The following is a 16,910-nucleotide window of genomic DNA, read 5'->3' on the forward strand; positions in this document are numbered from 1 at the left end:
TTAAAATGTTAATCTAGCAACAGAAATCGTAGCATTGCCCGATTTTTTCTTCTGTAACACAAGCGACTCCACCTGCGCATAACGCATCGCTGCAGGCTCACTCACTCCATATGCACCTGTATATTGAAAGACCGTCTCTGAAGGTGTTGGAAAATCGATTTCATTTAATTCAGTAGGTGAATATGTTACAAATTCCCAATCATATCTCTTTGTTATCTCAAGGAAGCATTGCTCATCTTTCTTCAAATCGATTGTACATAGTGCCTTGACACTTTTTTTCGAAAGTTTAAGCTCTGCAAGTGTGTCATCAATGACCTGTTCAATTTCTTCCACAGATGTCCCACGATTACAGCCCATGCCAAGCACAACCGATTTTGGTCGATAAATGACACCATTTTCAAGAAGTACTTCTTCTTCAGGTTCTATTATGCGATCTGTAATAAGCAATGTCGCATGTGGTTTAGCTTCAATCGCAGCATACGTTGACGGATAGACTTTAATTTGCTCAGGCATTGGTGTGTCACGCATCCACCAGTCGCGTTCACCCGTTTCCTGTACGATTGCGACATGCTCCTCATTGACAACAGAGGCACTAACTGGTGTTAGTTTATCGGCACTATCCCATACCCAGCCAAATCGTGCGCCAAATAAATCAACAGGGATTGTCTTTTGCACATCTGAAGCTGTTGTAATTATTGGATTGGCTCCAAGTGCTGCGGCCACTTCATGTGTCAGCTCATTGGCACCACCTAAATGTCCAGATAACACGCTAATCACATTTTCACCTCGGTCGTCAATGACAACAACGCCAGGATCTGTTTTCTTATCCTTTAATATCGGTGCAATCATGCGTACAACTGCACCGAGTGAAATGATTAAAATTAAACCTTTATATTGCTTAAACAAGGTTGGCAGTAGCAAACGCACAGTCCCTGTAAACATTTGAATATGCTTTTCCGCTTCATCGCCCTGTTCAAATTTACTCATATAATATAAATCGCTCGCAGCAAAAGTTTGCTGCAAGCGGCGTCCGAGTTGAACACCATGTTTGGTGATGGCTACAACAGCATAAGCATTTCGTTGCTCAACTGCTGGTAAAATACCTTCTTGTAACTCAATCACTTGTCTTCACACCTTTTCTAAAACCATGTGTAAAGGTAGCATCATATAACTTCGAACGATATTGATCCTTATCATGAATAGTCGGATCTAATGCCCAACCAGCTAAAATCATCGCATGCTTACGAATACCGTTCACACGCATTGCTTCATCTAGCTCAACCAACGTAGTACGTACGATTTTTTGATCTGGCCAAGAAGCTCTTTGAATAACCGCTACAGGTGTATCATCAGCCCAGCCTGCACTCTGCAATTCTTTTACGATTTTCTTCGTTAGCGTTGCACTTAGGAATAAGGCAATTGTACAATGGTGACTTGCTAAATCGCGTAGTTTTTCGAATTCTGGCACAGGTGTACGCCCTTCTGCACGCGTTAAAATAAGTGTTTGCGTTAAGTCAGGGATCGTTAATTCTGCCCCAATTGCTGCCGCCGAAGCGAAGACAGAGCTAACACCAGGAATGACCTCGTAGCCAATGCCTTCTTTTTTTAATAATGCAACCTGTTCCATGATGGCACCATACATAGCAGGATCTCCTGTATGCATACGAGCCACTACTTTACCTGCATTGACACGGTCTGCCATTACGGCTACCATTTCCTCTAAATGCATACCCGCTGTGCGAATAACTTCCGCATCTGGCCTTGCTTTGGCAATAAGATCTTCATTTACTAACGAATCTGTATACATGACAACATCCGCTGTTTGTAGCATATGTAAACCTTTTACTGTAATTAAATCCGGATCGCCAGGACCAGCGCCGACAATATATATTTTCTTCATTATTTTCGCACCACCATTAATGTTAAGTATTCTAAATCGACACCGTCTAGCTCGCGTACATCCCAAATAATCTCCTCGTCAGATGTGACCTTCGTTACGACAGATGCCTTATCAAGTAGATCTAAATCACGTAACACCTCTAACATTAAATCAATCACCTTCGCCACTTTTATGAATACCACCGCATCGTGACTTTCAATCGCTTCACGCATTGCATCATAGTTATCATAGGCAGGTACGATGGCAACACGGTCATCACCATCTGCGAGCGCAATCCCTAAACGCGATGCCGAACCATTGAACGAAGAAATTCCTGGTACTGTTTGGATTTCAACCTCTGGGTGCATGTCCTGCATAAGCTTCATCATATGGATAAACGTACTATATAATAGTGGATCTCCTTCTGTTACGAATGCGACATCTTTGCCTTCTTTTAATTTGCTATAGACAAGTTCAACAGATTTTGTCCATTCACGTTCTAATACAGCCTCATCCTTTGTCATTGGGAATACTAGGCCAAGCATATCCTTTTCTTCTGGATTAATGTAAACATCTACAATACGATGTGCATAGCTTTTACTGCCTTTTAATTTTTTTGGATACGCAATAACTGGCGACTCCTGAATAACGCGGAATGCCTTAACTGTAATTAATTCTGGATCGCCAGGACCTACGCCCAAGCCATATAAAATACCAAGATTACTCATGATTTTCTTCCTTTCGATATGCAGAAATAATATAAATCGGATTTAATGGGACAAAACGTGTCATATCTAAAATTGGTTTACTGCGCGCAAGCTGTGCCTGTAAGATGTCAACAGCAAAGCCACAAGCTTTAAACGCTTCGACTGCCTTATATAAATTTTCAATTGTTGCAGCATTTAAGACAATGCGACCTTTTGGCTTTAAGCGGGTACAGCATAATTGCAATAGCTCCACCATTTCGCCTCCTGTTCCACCGATAAAAATCGCATCCGGATCAGGGAAGTTTTCAAGTCCTGCAGGTGCTTTACTATGAATAGCGGTTATATCAACACGAAACTTTTGCTGATTTTGCAGGCAATTTTCTAAATCAGGTGCATTTTTCTCTACCGCAAAAACTTGACCTTCTGGCGCAAGCTTACCAGCCTCAATCGCCATAGATCCCGTACATGTACCGACATCCCATACAATACTATCCTTTTGTAGCTGCATTGCTTGTAAACTTAAGACACGAATTTCTTTTTTCGTAATAAGCCCTTTATCTGGCTTACGCTGTGAGAATTCTTCATCATCAATCCCGAGTGTATAGCGTTTTGGTTCTAATGATTGTTTTAAAATCACGACATTTAAAGGAGAAAAGTCTGTAGTCTCTAATTCATCAAGAGAATACGAGCCAAATTTTTCATTAATGCCCTGTAAATTTTCTGCCACAAATGCACTGTATTCTGTCATGCCAAAATGCTTTAAATAGCGTGCTAGTGCATTCGGGTTATTTTCAGCATCTGTTAGAAGCGCCACTTTCTTTTTGCCATCAATACGCTGTGCTAAGCCTTTCATAGAGCGCCCATGAATACTTGTTACATAAGCGTCCTGCCAGCTTTCTCCCATCTTCGAAAAGGCAAGCTGTACCGAGCTCATATATGGATAAACTTCAACGTTTAGCTTTTTCGCTAAATAACCACCGATTCCATAAAATAGCGGATCACCTGACGCTAGAATAACGGTGTTTCTTGTTTCTGTAGATAATCTTTCAACAAGCGTTGAAAGACCACCTTTGATTATTATTTTTTCTCCAGTAAAGCTCGGGAAAAATTCTAGAACACGCTCACCGCCAACAAGCACCTCACAGTCTTCAATCCACTGTACATATTGTGGTAGCAAGCTTTCTTGTCCGTTATCCCCGATCCCAATCAATTTCATCGATCGATGCAATGTCATCAGCCCTTCCTAATAATTGTCCCTGCATCGAATAGATCGATGTGGAAAGCGTTAAACCGCCTCTAACATGATGTAATGAAGAATAGCAACAAGCCTCACATAAATGGTGAAAGAATGCATCATAGCCCTTCTCTGCCATAATTTCGCCGACTTGTGAAGCAGTATTTGCCTCTCGTACCTCAGCTACTGTCTCTTCGTCTGCACCTATATCCACTGCCAATTGTGCTAAAGAGTTAAAATCAATCGGAGCACTTTTGGAATGCACCATCATCACACCTTGAGCAACCTTTGAAAACTTACCCATCATACCAACTAGTGATACTTCTTTAATACCAAGTCGTTTACAATGTTTTAATGTAAAGCCAACAAAGTCGCCCATCTCTATAAACGCTTCCTCTGGCAAATGAGGGTACTGTGCCATCCCAAATTTTTCACTGCGTCCACCAGTAGTCACGACTAAATGCTCACAGCCAGCTGCCTTTGCAACACTAATAGCTTGAACGATACTTGCCATATAAGCGGAACTCGAAAAAGGCACGACGGTTCCCCTTGTGCCTAAAATGGAGATGCCTCCAATAATACCAAGTCGCCCATTTAACGTTTTCTTTGCAATTTCCTCACCTTCAGGTACTGAAATCACTACATTGACGCCTCTGTCAATTTCAAAATCGTTAAGCACACCCTGTACAGTACTATGAATCATCTTCCTTGGCACAGGATTAATCGCTGCTTCTCCAACAGGCACTGGTAAGCCGGGCTTTGTTACGCGCCCGACACCAATCCCTCCGTCTAAATGAATGCCAGGTGTATCAGCCCAGCTCACTGTACCAATAATAAGTGCCTTATGTGTTGCATCAGGGTCATCACCAGCATCTTTAATCGTTTCACAACTTACAGCATTATTTTTAAATGTACATTTTTCTATCGTAAAGGTTGCATCTCGCCCAATCGGCAAATGAATTGTACTTGTTTCTTGCTCTTCATTTGTAATTAAGGCCAGTAATGCAGCCTTCGTTACTGCAGTTGCACAGGCTCCCGTTGTATAACCGTGACGCATGTCCTTGGGATCCTTTTTAGGCTTCCGCTCCATTATTTTTTCGCCTGTTCATCCGCTAAAAGTGAAACAGCATTCAATGCGGCAACCGTCACTGTACTACCGCCTTTACGACCAACATTTGTAATATACGGAATACCTTCTAGTTTTAATAACTCTTCTTTCGACTCAGCAGCAGAAACGAAACCAACTGGCATACCGATAATTAAATCTGGTTTCGCTAAGCCTTCTTTAATTAAACGAATTAATTCCAGCAATGCTGTCGGTGCATTACCGATTGCATAAATGCCGCCTTCATGTAATTTAGCTGCCTTTTGCATAGAAATAATCGCACGCGTAGTGTTTTGTTTTTTCGCTTCAATCGACACGTCTTCATCTGCAATATAGCAGTGTAAATCGCCACCATGTTTTTGGAAGCGTTTTTTCCCTGAACCACTTTCAATCATTTGCACATCTGCAATGACATGGCGACCAGCAAGAATTGATTTAATACCAGCTTCAAGCGCACCTGGTGTAATAATTACGCTACGTCCTAGTTCAAAGTCAGCAGAAGCATGAATGATGCGACGTACTACTTTCCACTCGTCTTCTGAGAAATTATGTTCGCCCATTTCCTCTGCAATAATTGAAAAACTGTAATCGTAAATTTTATCTGGGTCTACTGTTAATGGTTTGAAATCTGTTTTAAAGTCCATCTGGATTGCCTCCTAAAGTGTGTTTTGTACAGCTTGTAATACATCTTCAAATGTAGAGTATTGCTGTCCGTATTTTATATTTGGTCTTGCAATTAAAATCGTTTCAATGCCACATGCTAGGGCAGCATCTAGCTTTTCATCCACAGAACCAACCTTGCCGCTTTCTTTTGTGATCATCAATGTCACATCATATTGACGGAAAAGCGCTTCGTTTAATTCCTTTGAAAACGGACCTTGTATCGCAACGATATCTCTTTGTGCCACACCAAGTGCTTCACATTTTTCCATATTATCGAGTCGAGGAAGCATACGCGCAATTACTCGTGTATTGTCTAAGCCATGTAATACTTTTGTAAATGTTGCAAGTGTTTTACTGCCCGTCGTTAACATGATGACACCACGTTTTTCCGCTGCTAAGTGAGCAGCCTCCTCATAATCTTTCACAACCGTAATTAGTGGGTGTGAATAATGCTCCTGTGCTCGTTCATAGCGAATATATGGTACATTTGCTTGCTCAGCTGCAGCCATAGCATTTTTTGAAGCTTCCTCAGCAAATGGATGAGAGGCATCTACAACTAAACGATACCCTTGCTCTGTGATGATTGTCGCCATTTCTTCAGCTGTTAATCGACCGACTAAATGAGGCAGACCCACTTCTGCAAGGCTTGAAGCGGCTGATTCAGTAACGACTGTAGCTGTCACAACATAACCTGCTGACTGTAATTCTAGTGCTAAATTCCTTGCATCACTCGTCCCCGCTAACATGAAAATCATTTCACTGGCTCCTCTTCATGGTGGTGGTCGTGATGATGGTCATGGTCGTGATCATCGTGGTGATGGTGGTCGTGCCCATGATCGTGGTCATGATGGTGATGATGATGCGCATGTCCATGTACCGCCGCATAAGCACGATAGTTTTCTAAATCTTGCATACCTGTTGATGTACCATTCACAGCTTGCTCAATACGCTCTAATAACACATTTTGCAAACGCTCATGATAGCCAAAATAGTTAGCGATTTGAATATCACAATCCGGATATTTCTCGTTAAATTGCTTGCACATACCATTCATGCGTTCCATTAGGATACCTGTGAATAAAAAGTACGGTAGCATAATAATTTTTTTAGCACCAAGTTTTACACAGCGCTCAATGCCTTCTTCAACACGAGGATCTGTTACTCCCATAAAGGCGCTTTCTACGTACTGTACAGGTAGTTTTTCCCATAGCAAACGTGTAATTTTATAAAAATCACCATTCGCATATGGGTCACTGCCGCCTCGTGCAATTAATAAAATGGCAGTATCCTTATGTTCTTCTTCCGCATTAAAGCCAATCTCTGTTAGGCGGTCTTCTAGAATCGCAAATATTTCTTCATGCACACCAATAGTTTGGCCATATGTGAATGTAATATTTGGATAATGCTCACGCGCATGCTCGATTTCTGCAGGAATATGCAGTTTTGAATGTCCCGCATGAAGCAGAATAATCGGAATAACATGTACCTCAGTAGCGCCCTTCTTGACACAATTCGTAATACCTTCTTCAATGTTTGGCGAGGCAAACTCTAAAAAACATGTTTCTACTAAAAAACTATCATCAATACGAGGTGTCATTTGCTCGATAAATGTACGTACCTCATCATTTCCTGCTGCTAAACGGCTCCCATGGCCAACAAATAAAATTGCTTTCATCCTCATTACTCCTCACTAGTCGCCGCACGGAGCTGGCTCAACTTTTATTTTTGAAGACATATCCTGATACGTAAAATGAAGTATCTTTTTCACACGCTTAAAGTATTTAAACAAACGTTCATTCGGATGTGCATTTGCTTTATACTCTTCGATAATATCTGTGATCAGCGGTATAAGTTGCTCAGGTTCTAAACCCTCCACAACAGGCTGAGCGGCATGTGCTGTACGACCAACTGGCTTAGCCCCAATAAAAACATCAAACTTACTTTTGCGATACACAATACCAATATCATCAAATACCGCTCGATAACATGCCATACCACAGCCGTTAAAACCTATATTCAACGTTTTCGGTAACGACATACCGCCAAGCTTTTCTTGAATCTCTTCTGCATAAGGAATCGAATCAGTCTTTTCTCCATAGCAGAAATCACAAGCCTTTAACGATAGCACGTCACCAATCGGTGCTAGTAAAAAGCCAACTTCTCGAAGCTTTGCTGTAATCACTGCAGGATCAGTCGTCGGAATTTTCAGATGAATTTGATGGTCTGGTGTATACTCCATCGTTCCTTCTTCACCAACTACCTCTGCTAGCGTCATCATTTGTTGAGGAGTAAAGAACTTATTAGCTACTCCTGGACTCACAGCTAATTCAAAAATGGATTCAATTTTCTGTTGAACAAGCTTCGGTGTTACCCTCACTGCACTTGTTCCCTTCACCATTGCTAGTGCTGATGTCGCCATTTCAAGTGATGACTTTTTTTTAGGCTTTGGTTCTGATGTTATAGCTAAACTGGGCTTAATACGATTGGCATTGGGATCTGTCGCAAAATCATTACGAGCCATCCCTGTTTCTTGATTCATTGCCCATGGTTCATTTTCTTCTTTTAGACGTTGATGTGGTCGTAACGGTTGTTTTTCATCGCCAAGTGTATATTTACGCTGATAACCACGTGGCGTAATCATTTTATTGTCATAGAAAAACGTTGATGAATTCCCGATAACAACAGTTGTTAGCATGCCAATATCATGTTCTAGCATTTCCGCTAAAGTTGTCATCGTAATTTCCTGACGTTCACGATACGCACTTTTCACAAGTCCTACCGGTGTATCTGGAGAACGATATTCTAATAAAATTCGTTGTGCTTCTACGATTTGTCTCGTACGACGGCCACTTTTTGGGTTATAAAGAGCAATAACGAAATCAGCCATTGCCGCTGCTTCTACTCGCTTTGCAATTAAATTCCAAGGTGTTAAGTGGTCACTTAAACTAATCGTACAGGCGTCATGCATAATCGGAGCACCTAGTAAACTTGCACATGAATTGATAGCAGAAATACCAGGAACAATCTCTACCTCAACACCAGTTGCTTCCGTCCAGCCTAGTTCAATTAAAACTTCATATACTAAGCCTGCCATGCCATAAACGCCAGCATCACCGCTCGATATAACCGATACGATACTTCCTGCCTCTGCTTGGCGTACTGCTTCTTGTGCACGTGAAACTTCTTCTGTCATACCAGTACTAACAATTGACTTTGCACTAACTAAATCCTGAATAAGCTCAACATATGTTTTGTAGCCTATGATCATATCACTTTGTTGAAGTGCCTCAACAGCACGAGTCGTAATATGTTTAAAATCCCCAGGTCCAAAACCAACTACGAAAATCTTTCCTTTTTGCGCCATTTTGTTACCCCTCTTTCACCTTTTCAATGCCTTTAATGGCTGTTGTTTGTGCTGTACGCTGTAACGAACCTTCACGCAGTGTAAAGACATGCTCATTTTGTAATACTTCATGATTTAAATCTTGTACGAGTGCCCGCGCATGCTCTGTAGTCGGCACACGGTACCAATTCCCCTGAGGATAAGCGATAACAACACATGCATCCTTACATCTACCATTACAGCGTGTCCTAGTCGTATGTATGTCCTGATCAAGCGCTTGCATTTGTATTTCATCACGGATTGCCTGTGTAATTTCCTCTGCATCTTTTTTCATACAGCTACTGCCATTGCAAATAAAAAGATGCGTTTTCATCCCCTCTAAATTCCAAGTTGTCATTGTTGTTCTCCCCTCATTTGCTTTTAGGAAAAAGAAAAAACCTTTACTCTAGACGAAGAATAAAGGTTTTGTAGAAGCCAAATTAAAACGAATATATACAGGTACTCGCTCTCGCTTCAACTTCTCCCTCCGAAAAGTTTGCATGCATTTATCACAATAAGCAGGTTTCCTGACTTAAGCTTCCTTTTACTTTCGCGCCTTCCTAAGTTTTCACTAGTGGCATTTGCGATTTCATCAGCTATTACAGTAGCGGGGGCTGTATCGGATTTTCACCGATTTCCCTATTATCTCGAAAATATTCAAGCACTTATTGATGTTTTATATGAAATTGTATCTTTTATGTAATAGAAAACTGTCTCTATCATATCTTAATTTTTAAAAATTTCAATATTTCTTTCTCAAATTGTGACATTTTTATTAAAAATTCAGAGAAAACGCGAAATTTCTATCTGTATTTATCTGAATTTTCGACATTGACCTTTAATTCTAAAATTTTTATAAAAAGTATGGCATATATGTGGAAATTCATGTTACACTTTGTCGTGAAATCTCACAACTTCATACTTTTTCGGTGCGAAGTGTATACCATTTCGCTTAAAAGGGAAGCCGGTTCAAGTCCGGCGCGGTCCCGCCACTGTACTAGGGAGTTTTATAGATCATGTCACTGTCCAAAGGATGGGAAGGCCTATAAAACGTTGAACTAAAGCCAGGAGACCTGCCGAAAAATATGTGATCGTTTCAACCTACGAGGATAGGTGTGCGGCTTAGCAGATTAAAATTTTATTTGCCTCTTTTAGCTATGCACTTTTCCAAAGTCGGAGAAGTGCTTTTTATTTTCATTCAGAAGAGACCCCATCTTATGGTGGTAGATGTTTACAGATATAACCAAAACACCTCCTGAATGGAAATAAAGCCTCCGGACGCAATTACGCCAAGGCGAAATTGATTTCGTTCGCACGCTACATTCGAAAAATATAATGTTAGGAGGAGAGATTTTGAAATTCTCACATTGGAAGCTTAGTTATTTCTTGTTGGCATTTTTACTTGTGCCAAATCGTGCATTTGCTATGCATATCATGGAGGGCTTTTTGCCGATTGAATGGGCGATTTTTTGGTGGGTCTTATCGATTCCATTTATTATTTTAGGATTACGCTCTATTCGTAAAACCATTGATGAAAATCCTGAAACAAAAATGATACTAGGTTTATCCGGTGCCTTCGCCTTTGTATTATCAGCCTTAAAAATCCCTTCTGTAACGGGGAGCTGCTCGCATCCGACAGGAGTTGGACTTGGGACTGTTCTTTTTGGGCCACTAGCCATGAGTGTGATTGGGACAATCGTTTTATTATTCCAATCTTTACTTTTAGCACATGGCGGGCTTACAACATTAGGGGCAAATACATTTTCTATGGCAATTGTTGGTCCTATTATTGCTTACTCTGTATTTAAAGGCGCACAAAAAATGGGGCTATCATTTTCAGTAGCTGTCTTTTTAGCAGCAATGCTTGGTGACTTAGGTACATATGTTGTTACATCTGTACAATTAGCTCTTGCCTTCCCTTCTGAAGTAGGAGGATTTATGGCATCATTCACAAAATTTGCTGGTATTTTTGCATTAACACAAATTCCGCTCGCGGTTAGTGAAGGAATTTTAACAGTGATTGTTATGAATTTCTTGAAAAAATATAATGTGAGCGAACTAAAAGCATTACGTGTTTTCTCAGCTAAGGAGGCACACTAAAATGAAAAAAAATTTACTGCTCTTGGCAATTGTTGTGTTTCTAGCTATCATTCCTCTATTTATCCAAAAGGGTGCAGAATTTGAGGGTGCTGATGGCCAAGCGGAAGCAGCAATTGGTGAAATTAACGCTGACTACGAACCATGGTTTGAAAGCATTTGGGAGCCACCAAGTGGTGAAATTGAAAGCTTATTATTCGCTCTACAAGCTGCTATCGGCGCTGGATTTATCGGCTATTTCATCGGCTTTATGCGCGGCAAACATAAAGAAGGTTAAACGATATGTTACTCATTGATAAGTATGCTTATTTGAATAAGCTAGCGTCTGTTCATCCGCTAGAAAAAATGACGTTATCCTTAGGACTACTATTATTGTCGCTTATCATGAGAGATGAACGAATTTCACTCATTACATTTATTGTAATGAGTGCTTTTACCATTTTAAGCGCAAAAATCCCAGTTAAATATTATGCAAAACTTCTATTACTACCGGGATTTTTTTTACTTTCTAGTTTAGTATCCATATTAATTTCTATAGCCCCATCAACAAGCACGCTTCCTACCCATATTTGGTCATTTTCTATTAATGGTTGGACAATTTTTGTAGGGCGCGCGAGTATAGAAACAGCCCAGCAGCTTTTTTTCATCGTCCTTGGTAGCATTAGCTGTTTGTATTTTTTAATTCTTACAACATCAGTACAATCGATCTGCTATGTTCTACGACTATGGCGACTTCCCACTTTATTTGTAGAGTTAGTGGAACTAACGTATCGATTTATTTTTATTTTTTTAGACAGTATGCAAAAAATCCATCTTGCCCAGCAGGCTCGATTAGGTTACCGCTCCCCTATGCAATGGCTACGCTCAATTTCAATGCTAATTGCAGCTTTATTTGCCGAGATGTTCCAGCGAAGTCGTGAACTAAACAATGCAATGCAAGCACGCGGTGGAGAAACTGTCTATTGGCAGGAGAATTGTACCTATTGCATGAAAAACTGGCTAGGTATGGCTGTTATTTTTATTTCCCTTATCATTTATGGAGGTTTTTTCTGATGACAGATTTATACTTTGAACTAAAACAATTATCCTACGCTTATGCAGATGGAACCCATGCTTTGACAGATATGACACTCCAAATTCCAAAGGGAAAAAAAATCGCTTTACTTGGTCATAATGGAGCTGGGAAATCGACTTTATTTCAGCATTTAAATGGCATTTTAAAGCCTACCACTGGAAGTATATCCTTTTGTGGCGAAGAACTTAACTATAATAGAAAAGCATTAAAAGAATTGCGCCAACAGGTTGGTATTGTTTTTCAGGATGCAGACAACCAGCTTTTTTCAGGTACTGTTATGCAAGATATTGCGTTTGGACCTTTAAACCTTGGTTGGACAACAGAAAAAATTGAAGAGAAAATTGCATGGGCTGTTGCTCAAACTGAAGTTGAATCATTACTCGATAAACCGATCCATTTTTTAAGTGTTGGCCAGAAAAAACGTGTTGCAATGGCTGGAGTACTAGCGATGGAACCATCTGTTTTATTATTAGATGAACCAACTGCTGGACTTGATAATTATTATGCTGCACAAGTTTTACAGTATTTAGCTAAATTAGAGAATGGTGAACGGACTATTTTACTGGCAACGCATGATATCCCATTAGCTTATGAATGGGCAGACCAAATAATCGTGATGGAAGCTGGAAAAATCATTTATAATGGGGACCCTGTTGAGTTGTTCTTTCAAGAGCAATTGCTTGAACGGGCCCATCTCGAACGCCCATGGGTCTTTGAAATGGCGATTGCCTTGCAAAATAAGAAACTATTTGACAAAAACATTACAATGCCTCGTTCGAAGGAAGATTTACAAAGACTTATTGAGCAGCTTTAAGACGATGTTTTAAGGATGTAACATTTCTTGGACTATAGTTGTGTTTTTAGGCTCATCACCAAAAGTTGTGGATGACATTTATTAAGACGTATGCCTTTTATCTTCATTCAGTAGAAGACTCCCACCTCTGAAGGTTGTGAGATAAATACGGATGTGGTTAATTGTTAATATATTCTAATCATTTACTGAAATAGAGGAACTCAGTCTAAGAACGCCACGTCCTCAGTCGGAACGGAAATCAACCACACGTTATGGTGATGATCCATAGATTTTACATAAAGGAAAAATATAGATTGGTACTTTTGGAAAAATAACACCTTATTTACGAAACTTTTCTATCATTCATCCGTATTAGTATAGATGTGACTTATATTAAACACTCAAGGAGGTAATACAGTTGAAGAACTGGAAAAAGAAATCATTTGCTATAGTAGCATCTGCTGCACTAATGGTCCCTACTGCTTCTGCCTTTGCTGAAGCACCGCAAAAAGCAGAGAAGAACCCAGAGTCAGTGAAAGTAGCTAGCAATCAGAAACAAGCAGAAAAGAATCACAAAGAATGGATTAGTAAGGATACAATTATCGTCAAGCATTCTGGTCTTGATAAGAATGTCCATAAAAAAATTGGCGCAAAAGTAATCCGCTCTATTCCTTCATTAGGTTACGATGTTATCCAACTTAACAAAGGAGTAACTTTAGAAAAAGCAGTTTCATATTATGCAAATCAAAAAGGGGTTAAAAATGTTTCCCCAAGTTACATGTATCATTCCTTTGGCAATGGCGGAGACCCAAAGAAAAATGATATGTATCATTTAAACTTACTTGAAATTGATAAGGCCCTAGAATTAGCAGGCAATAACGAAGTAAAAGTAGCGGTTATCGATTCTGGTGTGGATTTTAAACATCCAGATCTAAAATCTCAAGTGCTTCCACCTTATAATGCAGCAGCACCTGCCAATACTACTAATACTGGTGATCACGGAACACACGTAGCAGGAATTATTGCTGCGGCAAAAGATAATGCTGTGGGAGGACATGGGATTAATCCAAATGCCAAGATTCTTCCAATTGATGTATTCAACGGAAAAGCTGGAGCCAATGATTTCGTCATTGCACAAGGTATCCTTTACGCTATTGAGCAAGGCGCTGATGTTATTAACATGAGTCTTGGTGGGTATGGACAATCTCCACTAATGAAAGATGCTGTTCAGAAAGCGATTGATCAAGGAATTACCGTTGTAGCGGCTGCTGGTAATGAATCGACAGATAATTACTCCTTCCCTGCTTCTTACGAAGGCGTTATTAGCGTAGGTTCTACGAATGATAGAAACAAACTATCAAGCTATTCAAACTATGGCCCATCGGTTGACCTAGTAGCTCCAGGTGAAGAAGTATACAGTACAGTTCATGATGAGAAAAAAGGATCTTCCTATGTAAAATTTAGTGGGACATCGATGGCTTCTCCTGTTGTTGCAGGTGTGGCGTCCCTATTAAAATCAAAATATCCAAATTTAAAGCCTCATGAAATAGAAGCTATTCTCGAAATGACGGCAAAAGATTTAGGTGAGAAGGACTATGATTTGACATATGGACATGGCCTTGTTAACCCTGTGAAAGCATTACAGTTTGATTTAAAAAATCTTCCTAAACAGTATTCGGAAACAACAGATGAGCGTATGAAAAACGCAAAAGTCCTCAAAAAGAATACACTAAATACAGAAAAAGGTGAATTCAAGCAGCCAGACGAAAAGAAATGGTACAAGGTTGATTTAGAAGCAAATGAATACGCACAACTGACACTAAAAGGTGCAAATAAATACGATTATGCATTTGATTTGTACTTCTACCCTGAAGGTCAAAATGGGAAAGCAGAACCAATCAACGTGAATGATGTTCGTATTGGAAAGCAAGAAGGATACCTATATAAAGCAGATCAAAAAGGAACCCTTCTTGTTGGCGTAAAGGATCATAATGGCAGCTACGACTTAAAGGGTAAATCTAACTACATCTTCACAGCTCAAACAACTAAAGAATTACCAGTTGATTCATTAGAAATAGACAAAATGGAGAAAATTGCAAAATTCCCATTCAATACAGCAGGGAAAAACTATACCCTACTTTCTAAAGATCAGAAAAGTGACAAAGATTATTTTACATTTTCAGTAAAAGAACCAACGACACTGAAATTTGATTTATCTGGTATTCCAGGTGTTACAGCATCTATGGAACTTTATTTAAAAGAAGACTTAGATAATGTAGCAAAAGAACAAGTCGATACTGAGGAACCAGAAGAGGCCTATCCTCTCCAAGCATCCTACGGTATGGATAAAGGCGACGGAGTAAGCCTTATTGTCGATGCTATGCCTGAAGAAGAGTATGTACTAAGCGTATCTAATGAAAACGGAAACGACTTCTCGCTTGAAATGTTCTTTAGCGGCGGCATTGATACGAAAGAAAATGTAAGTGAATCAATTATTCCTTACACGTTAACAGGAGCAGCCGTTACCCTTCCTAAAGATGAAGACGGACTTCCATTAATTGAGGAAATGCCAGAAGAAAATGGACAAATGGATTCTGTACCTTTAGCTGAATCTAAAATAACAAAACGCAATGAAATAGATGATTTAATGAATATGTTCATGAATCCCGATGCTATGGAAAATCCAGAAGACGTGGATGCAATTATGAAGCATGCGATTCGTTTTGATATTGGTAAAGATCAAAAAGCATACTTCCAATCAGATTATGATAAAGATTACTTCTTATTTAAAGCCCAAGAAGATGGCATATATGGTTTCAACATTAAAAAAGGTATGAACCAAATGCCAGCTGGTACTGTATTTGAATATGATGAAGAAACAAAAGAATTATTACCAGTTTCTTCATTAACAAATGATTTAGGGCTAATGGGTCTATTCCTTGGATCAACAAGTGATGAAAACGTTGCAAAGACAATTTCATTGAAAAAGGACAAAACCTACGTTGTAAAAGTAGGTAATTTTGGTGACCGTTCTTCTGAACCATATACACTTAAAACAAGTAAAGTGGCAGCTATTCCAGAAGGCTATAATAAAGAAAATAATACAGAAAAAACAGCTCAAACGATTCAACTTGGTAACAGCTATAAAGATTATCTAGTTTATCAAGATGATAGTGATTTCTACTATTACAAGCAACAAGGCAAAGATGAAGTCATGAGTCTTCTTGTTTCTTCTGAACTACTTAAAAATGAACAGCTAGATAAATTACCTAAAGAGCTTCAAAATAACTTAAAATTCACAGGTTCCATTATTGAAGACACAAATGGGAATATGCAAATTGATCCACAAGAAATGGCAACAGAAATTACTTTTGGACAACCTGATAATATCTTTGAATTACTACTTGGTATTTCAGGGACATCAGATGTAAATACTTCTTTCAAAGCGAAAAAGGATCGCGGTTATTTTATTGTTGTTAACGGAATGAAACTTGGACAAGTATCAACTCAACCATATACATTAACGTTGTTTGATCATACAAAAGTAGATGAAGATGCAGATTCCAAGGTAGTGAATGGTATACCAACAAAACCATCTACACTTACGAAAAAAGACGACAAATGGGTAGCGACGCACTATCTAAATGCAGGTGTTCCATTTGGAGATAAAGACTATTTCGAATTTAATAATGACCGCAAACGCGATGTGCTCTTCTCTCTACAAACAGAAAAAGCACTAGATGGCGTCATCCGTATTATTGATGCAAAAGGAAAAACAGTAGAAACCTTAGATCTTTACGGCGCAGAAGATGCTGAAGTAGGTACAGTTGAACTGGATGAAGGAACATACTTTATTGAAGTAAGTGAAGCTGACGGCAAAGCAAGTACACAACCATATACACTTGAAATAAAATAAGTTGAAGGATTGTCCCCTAGATAATGAAATCTAGGGGATTTCTTTATCATTATCGATTT

Annotated in this window: 15 protein-coding genes and 2 riboswitches; of the genes, 5 read left to right on the forward strand and 10 right to left on the reverse strand. The window is 39.4% G+C overall.

Features of this window, described 5'->3' with window-relative positions; all coding sequences use genetic code 11:
- The 10 genes from AB9L17_RS14855 to AB9L17_RS14900 are packed head-to-tail and all read right to left on the reverse strand — an operon-like array spanning position 1 to position 9,328.
- Positions 1 to 1,122: a cobalt-precorrin 5A hydrolase gene (locus tag AB9L17_RS14855; RefSeq protein WP_068984702.1), complete on the reverse strand. Its 1,122-nt coding sequence runs from the start codon at positions 1,120 to 1,122 to the stop codon at positions 1 to 3.
- Positions 1,115 to 1,900, reverse strand: coding sequence for a precorrin-4 C(11)-methyltransferase (gene cobM, locus AB9L17_RS14860; protein WP_223553324.1), 786 nt, complete (start codon positions 1,898 to 1,900; stop codon positions 1,115 to 1,117). The genes AB9L17_RS14855 and cobM overlap by 8 nt, the downstream gene beginning before the upstream one ends.
- A complete protein-coding gene (gene cobI / locus AB9L17_RS14865) occupies positions 1,900 to 2,607 on the reverse strand; it encodes a precorrin-2 C(20)-methyltransferase (RefSeq protein ID WP_223553325.1) in 708 nt (235 codons plus the stop codon). The genes cobM and cobI overlap by 1 nt, the downstream gene beginning before the upstream one ends.
- Entirely contained in the window at positions 2,600 to 3,820 is a 1,221-nt protein-coding gene (gene cbiE, locus AB9L17_RS14870) for a precorrin-6y C5,15-methyltransferase (decarboxylating) subunit CbiE (RefSeq protein WP_375199339.1), read from the reverse strand. Before cbiE ends, cobI begins: the two co-directional genes overlap by 8 nt.
- Positions 3,777 to 4,910: a cobalt-precorrin-5B (C(1))-methyltransferase gene (locus AB9L17_RS14875; protein WP_375199340.1), complete on the reverse strand. Its 1,134-nt coding sequence runs from the start codon at positions 4,908 to 4,910 to the stop codon at positions 3,777 to 3,779. The genes cbiE and AB9L17_RS14875 overlap by 44 nt, the downstream gene beginning before the upstream one ends.
- Positions 4,910 to 5,569, reverse strand: a complete 660-nt coding sequence (locus AB9L17_RS14880) for a precorrin-8X methylmutase (RefSeq protein ID WP_053483787.1) — start codon at positions 5,567 to 5,569, stop codon at positions 4,910 to 4,912. Before AB9L17_RS14880 ends, AB9L17_RS14875 begins: the two co-directional genes overlap by 1 nt.
- Before the next feature lie 12 nt (positions 5,570 to 5,581).
- Positions 5,582 to 6,343, reverse strand: a complete 762-nt coding sequence (gene cobK / locus AB9L17_RS14885) for a precorrin-6A reductase (protein ID WP_068984706.1) — start codon at positions 6,341 to 6,343, stop codon at positions 5,582 to 5,584.
- On the reverse strand, positions 6,340 to 7,263 hold the full coding sequence (locus tag AB9L17_RS14890) for a sirohydrochlorin chelatase (RefSeq protein WP_375199341.1): 924 nt from the start codon (positions 7,261 to 7,263) through the stop codon (positions 6,340 to 6,342). The genes cobK and AB9L17_RS14890 overlap by 4 nt, the downstream gene beginning before the upstream one ends.
- A gap of 15 nt (positions 7,264 to 7,278) precedes the next feature.
- Positions 7,279 to 8,952, reverse strand: coding sequence for a precorrin-3B C(17)-methyltransferase (gene cobJ, locus AB9L17_RS14895; RefSeq protein WP_375199342.1), 1,674 nt, complete (start codon positions 8,950 to 8,952; stop codon positions 7,279 to 7,281).
- A 4-nt stretch (positions 8,953 to 8,956) separates the two neighbouring features.
- Positions 8,957 to 9,328 carry a (2Fe-2S) ferredoxin domain-containing protein gene (locus AB9L17_RS14900; RefSeq protein ID WP_068984709.1) on the reverse strand — a complete coding sequence of 124 codons (372 nt, stop codon included), beginning with the start codon at positions 9,326 to 9,328 and terminating at the stop codon, positions 8,957 to 8,959.
- Between the two features lie 142 nt (positions 9,329 to 9,470).
- Positions 9,471 to 9,654: riboswitch (cobalamin riboswitch) on the reverse strand.
- 225 nt (positions 9,655 to 9,879) lie between these two features.
- Positions 9,880 to 10,065, forward strand: a riboswitch (cobalamin riboswitch).
- 258 nt (positions 10,066 to 10,323) lie between these two features.
- Here AB9L17_RS14900 and AB9L17_RS14905 point away from each other — a divergent pair.
- The 5 genes from AB9L17_RS14905 to AB9L17_RS14925 all read left to right on the forward strand — a co-directional run bounded on the left by AB9L17_RS14905 (position 10,324) and on the right by AB9L17_RS14925 (position 16,851).
- Positions 10,324 to 11,070 carry an energy-coupling factor ABC transporter permease gene (locus tag AB9L17_RS14905; RefSeq protein ID WP_223553337.1) on the forward strand — a complete coding sequence of 249 codons (747 nt, stop codon included), beginning with the start codon at positions 10,324 to 10,326 and terminating at the stop codon, positions 11,068 to 11,070.
- A gap of 1 nt (position 11,071) precedes the next feature.
- Complete coding sequence (locus tag AB9L17_RS14910) at positions 11,072 to 11,344, forward strand: energy-coupling factor ABC transporter substrate-binding protein (RefSeq protein ID WP_068984711.1); 273 nt, start codon at positions 11,072 to 11,074, stop codon at positions 11,342 to 11,344.
- Between the two features lie 5 nt (positions 11,345 to 11,349).
- Positions 11,350 to 12,120, forward strand: coding sequence for a cobalt ECF transporter T component CbiQ (gene cbiQ / locus AB9L17_RS14915; protein ID WP_223553339.1), 771 nt, complete (start codon positions 11,350 to 11,352; stop codon positions 12,118 to 12,120).
- Entirely contained in the window at positions 12,120 to 12,956 is an 837-nt protein-coding gene (locus AB9L17_RS14920; RefSeq protein ID WP_068984713.1) for an energy-coupling factor ABC transporter ATP-binding protein, read from the forward strand. Before cbiQ ends, AB9L17_RS14920 begins: the two co-directional genes overlap by 1 nt.
- Before the next feature lie 397 nt (positions 12,957 to 13,353).
- Positions 13,354 to 16,851 (forward strand): S8 family peptidase, encoded by a 3,498-nt coding sequence (locus tag AB9L17_RS14925; protein ID WP_375199343.1) that lies wholly within the window; start codon positions 13,354 to 13,356, stop codon positions 16,849 to 16,851.
- Positions 16,852 to 16,910: the final 59 nt, after the last annotated feature.

It is taken from the genome of Lysinibacillus sp. RS11, assembly GCF_042019215.1.
In the GTDB taxonomy this organism is placed as follows: domain Bacteria; phylum Bacillota; class Bacilli; order Bacillales_A; family Planococcaceae; genus Lysinibacillus; species Lysinibacillus xylanilyticus_A.

Excerpts from the sequence above, each read along its gene's own strand:
- cobM (WP_223553324.1), bottom strand. The coding sequence starts at position 1,900 with ATGAAGAAAATATATATTGTCGGCGCTGGTCCTGGCGATCCGGATTTA.
- cobI (WP_223553325.1), bottom strand. The coding sequence starts at position 2,607 with ATGAGTAATCTTGGTATTTTATATGGCTTGGGCGTAGGTCCTGGCGAT.
- cbiE (WP_375199339.1), bottom strand. The coding sequence starts at position 3,820 with ATGACATTGCATCGATCGATGAAATTGATTGGGATCGGGGATAACGGA.
- AB9L17_RS14875 (WP_375199340.1), bottom strand. The coding sequence starts at position 4,910 with ATGGAGCGGAAGCCTAAAAAGGATCCCAAGGACATGCGTCACGGTTAT.
- AB9L17_RS14880 (WP_053483787.1), bottom strand. The coding sequence starts at position 5,569 with ATGGACTTTAAAACAGATTTCAAACCATTAACAGTAGACCCAGATAAA.
- cobK (WP_068984706.1), bottom strand. The coding sequence starts at position 6,343 with ATGATTTTCATGTTAGCGGGGACGAGTGATGCAAGGAATTTAGCACTA.
- AB9L17_RS14890 (WP_375199341.1), bottom strand. The coding sequence starts at position 7,263 with ATGAAAGCAATTTTATTTGTTGGCCATGGGAGCCGTTTAGCAGCAGGA.
- cobJ (WP_375199342.1), bottom strand. The coding sequence starts at position 8,952 with ATGGCGCAAAAAGGAAAGATTTTCGTAGTTGGTTTTGGACCTGGGGAT.
- AB9L17_RS14900 (WP_068984709.1), bottom strand. The coding sequence starts at position 9,328 with ATGACAACTTGGAATTTAGAGGGGATGAAAACGCATCTTTTTATTTGC.
- AB9L17_RS14910 (WP_068984711.1), top strand. The coding sequence starts at position 11,072 with ATGAAAAAAAATTTACTGCTCTTGGCAATTGTTGTGTTTCTAGCTATC.
- cbiQ (WP_223553339.1), top strand. The coding sequence starts at position 11,350 with ATGTTACTCATTGATAAGTATGCTTATTTGAATAAGCTAGCGTCTGTT.
- AB9L17_RS14920 (WP_068984713.1), top strand. The coding sequence starts at position 12,120 with ATGACAGATTTATACTTTGAACTAAAACAATTATCCTACGCTTATGCA.